Source organism: Salinicola sp. (genome assembly GCF_982684285.1).
On the sequence record NZ_CEXLVS010000340.1, the window covers coordinates 1 to 3,469 of the forward strand.

A 3,469-nucleotide genomic window follows, 5' to 3' on the forward strand; every position below is an offset into this window, starting at 1 on the left:
CGCCCTCCTCACGGCGCGTGCCGCCGCCCGTGCCAGTGGCCTGCCGGCGCTGGCCGACGACTCCGGTCTGGCGGTCGATGCCCTCGCCGGCGCGCCAGGCATCTACTCGGCCCGCTACGCTGGGGACGCCAACCGTGGCGAGTCCCGGGACAGCGCCAACAACGCCAAGCTGCTGGAAGCGCTCAAGGAGGTCCCCGAGGGAGAGCGAACGGCGCGATACTGGTGTGTGCTGGTCTATCTGCGCCATGCGGACGACCCGGTACCCCTGATCGTCCAGTGCGACTGGCCTGGCGATATCCTGGCCTATCCGCGTGGCGAGGGGGGATTCGGTTACGACCCGCTGTTCTGGGTTCCCGAACGAGGCATGAGCGTCGCCGAACTGAGCGCCGAGGAGAAGAATCGGTTGAGCCACCGGGGACGCGCGCTGCAGGCGCTGGTCGCGCAGCTCAGGGCATCGGAATCGCATCGGGAATGAGGGATCTGCCACCGCTGGCGCTCTATATCCACGTACCCTGGTGCGTGCGCAAGTGCCCCTACTGCGACTTCAACTCCCACGGCGTGGGTCGAGGCGCCGAGCTGCCGGAAAGCCGGTACGTCGATGCCTTGCTGACCGATCTCGAGCAGGATCTGGTGACGGTGCAGGGTCGTGAGATCGTCAGCATCTTCATCGGCGGCGGGACGCCGAGCCTGTTCTCCGCCGCGGCCTACCAGCGCCTGTTCGACGGTCTGCGCCAGCGTCTCGTCTTTGCCCCGGATATCGAAATCACGCTGGAGGCCAACCCGGGGACGGTGGAACAGGCCCGCTTCGAGGGATACCGCCGCGCGGGGATCAATCGGCTCTCCATCGGTGTACAGAGTTTTGCCGCCGAGCAGCTCGAGGCGCTGGGACGTATCCACAGCGGCGGGGAGGCACGGCGTGCCATGATCAGCGCCCGGGAGGCCGGCTTCGACAACGTCAATCTCGATCTGATGCACGGTCTGCCGGGGCAGACGCCGGCGGCCGCGCTGGGTGATATCGAGCAGGCGTTGGCGCTGGAGCCGACCCATCTGTCGTGGTACCAGCTGACGCTGGAGCCCAACACCGAGTTCTTCTCCCATCCGCCGCCGCTGCCCGATGAGGAACGGCTCTGGGATATCCAGGACGCGGGGCATGACCTGCTGGAGTCGGCCGGATTCTCGCGCTACGAGATTTCCGCCTACGCCCGGCCGGGGCGGCAGGCGCGTCACAATCTCAACTACTGGCGCTTCGGCGACTATCTGGGTATCGGCGCCGGAGCCCACGGCAAACTGTCCTCCATCGACCCGGCGGGGCGGTGGCGCATCGAGCGGCGCTGGAAGACGCGGCAGCCGGAAGCCTATCTGCGCCGGATGAACGATCCGCGGGGATTCGTGGCGGGAAGTCAGCCGGTGGATGGCCCGGCGTTGCCGCTGGAGTTCCTGATGAACGCCCTGCGCCTGACCGCAGGCGTCGATGCCGAGGATTGGGAAAACCATACCGGGCGACCGCTGTCTGAGCTAACGCCTCGTCTGGAAGCGGCGCGCCGGAAAGGTCTGCTGACGATCTCGCCATCGCGCCTGCAAGCGACCCCGCAAGGCCTGTTATTCTTGAACGATCTGCTCGCGCTGTTCGACGAGGAGGCGTAGCTCTCCCCGCCGGCGAAGGCCGGGCAGTGATGGATTCATCGTCACGCACCTCGCCACAGGGCGAGGCGTGACGGTCGGCAAGCAAGGAGCTCTCCAAGCATGAAGATGATGAAAAAGACGTTCTGGTTGTCCATTCCGGTTGCCGTGGCGGTCGGGGTGGCAGGCTGCGCCTCCAACGGTGCCGACACCCAGCAGCAGCAAGGTAGTGGCAACACCAATACCTGGGGTGGCGCCGGTATCGGTGCGGTGGCGGGTGCCGTCGTCGGGGCGCTCACCGGTGACGGCGGCAGCAGCACGCGGGATCGAGCCTTGATCGGTGCGGCAGCGGGTGCGGCGATCGGCGGTGGCGTCGGTGCCTACATGGATTCCCAGGAGAAGGAGCTGCGCAATCGCCTGGATGGTACGGGCATCGGCGTCGAGCGCGACGGCAATAACCTGATCCTCAACATGCCGAGCAGCGTGACGTTCGACGTCGATTCCAGCGATCTGCAGACACCGGCGCGTCAGGCCCTCAACGACGTCAATGCGGTGCTGCGCGCCTACCCGGAAACCCGCATCAACGTGGCCGGTTACACCGACAGCACCGGATCGGAGAGCTACAACCAGAAGCTTTCCGAGCGGCGTGCACAGTCGGTGGCGACCTACCTCGAGCAGGGCGGTGTCGAAGCCGGCCGGATCAATGCGGTCGGCTACGGCGAAACACGCCCGGTCGCCAGCAACGAGACCGATGCCGGGCGCGCCCAGAATCGTCGCGTCGAAATCACCCTGACGCCGACCCGGCAGTCCTGAGACGACCAGCCGTACCGGGACGGTCAACGTACCGATCTCGGATCCGGGCGTGGCCAGGAGCCGCGCCCTTTTTGATGGACAGACGCCATGCTTGCCTACCAGCACGCTTATCACGCCGGCAATTTTGCCGATGTTCACAAGCATCTCGGCCTGAGCCGACTCGTCTCGGCCATGATGCGCAAATCCTCCGCCATCAGCTTCGTCGATACCCATGCCGGCCGCGGTCTCTATCCGTTGGCTGCGGCGGAGACGCAGAAGCTTGGCGAGTTTCGTGACGGTGTCGAGCGACTGTGGCAGAGGCGTCGCAGCTTTGCCGCCGAGTCGCCCATCGGGGAGTGGCTGGCCTCACTGGCGACACTGCAGTCCCGGTCCGAGCTGAGTCGCTACCCCGGTTCTCCCTGGTGGCTGGGTTCGACGCTGCGCTCCCAGGACCGGCTGACGCTGTTCGAGCTGCACCCGGGCGAGCACCGCCACTTGTCGGATCAGGCGGTATCGCCCCACGCTGGCGTGCAGCGCCGACATGCGGACGGACTCAAGGGGCTGGTAAAGCTGGTGCCGGTCTCCACGCCGCGCTTGTGCGTGCTGATCGATCCCAGCTACGAGAGGAAAGACGAATACCAGGAGGTCGCCGAGACGCTGATTCAAGTCGTGCGAAAGGTGCGGCATGCGGTGGTGTTGGTCTGGTATCCGCTGCTGCCGGCCGGACGCCATCGACTGCTGCTGGATACGCTGAGGCAGGCCGGCGTTCCCAAGCTGTGGCGCAGCGAGTTGAAAATCCGTGAACCGGTCGCCGAGCGTGGCATGTACGGCAGCGGTTTATTGATGCTCAACCCGCCCTGGCAACTCGACACCGAGCTCGACCAGGCTTTCACCACGCTGGCCTCGGTGCTGGCCGATGGCGGGAGCCACCACGGCGAATGGTGGACCGACGAGACCTGACGGCGCCACCCGGCGCCGTCATCCTGCTGCTTTCGTAGCCCGTAGCCCGTAGCCCGTAGCACGTAGCCCGTGGCCCGTAGCCCGTAGAGCGGGGCCC

At 66.4% G+C, this 3,469-nt stretch carries 4 protein-coding genes; all 4 read left to right on the forward strand.

What is annotated here, in order from left to right:
• On the forward strand, positions 1-475 hold a 475-nt coding region (locus AC3AYF_RS19425; RefSeq protein WP_487780214.1), incomplete at its 5' end, for a non-canonical purine NTP pyrophosphatase.
• The gene (gene hemW, locus AC3AYF_RS19430; protein WP_295036021.1) at positions 472-1,644 is read left to right on the forward strand and encodes a radical SAM family heme chaperone HemW; all 1,173 of its coding nucleotides are present in this window, start codon (positions 472-474) and stop codon (positions 1,642-1,644) included. The genes AC3AYF_RS19425 and hemW, both read left to right, overlap by 4 nt.
• 108 nt (positions 1,645-1,752) lie before the next feature.
• Positions 1,753-2,433, forward strand: coding sequence for a YiaD family glycine zipper/OmpA-like lipoprotein (locus AC3AYF_RS19435; RefSeq protein WP_295036038.1), 681 nt, complete (start codon positions 1,753-1,755; stop codon positions 2,431-2,433).
• An 87-nt stretch (positions 2,434-2,520) separates the two neighbouring features.
• Positions 2,521-3,372 (forward strand): 23S rRNA (adenine(2030)-N(6))-methyltransferase RlmJ, encoded by an 852-nt coding sequence (locus AC3AYF_RS19440; protein WP_295036022.1) that lies wholly within the window; start codon positions 2,521-2,523, stop codon positions 3,370-3,372.
• Positions 3,373-3,469: the final 97 nt, after the last annotated feature.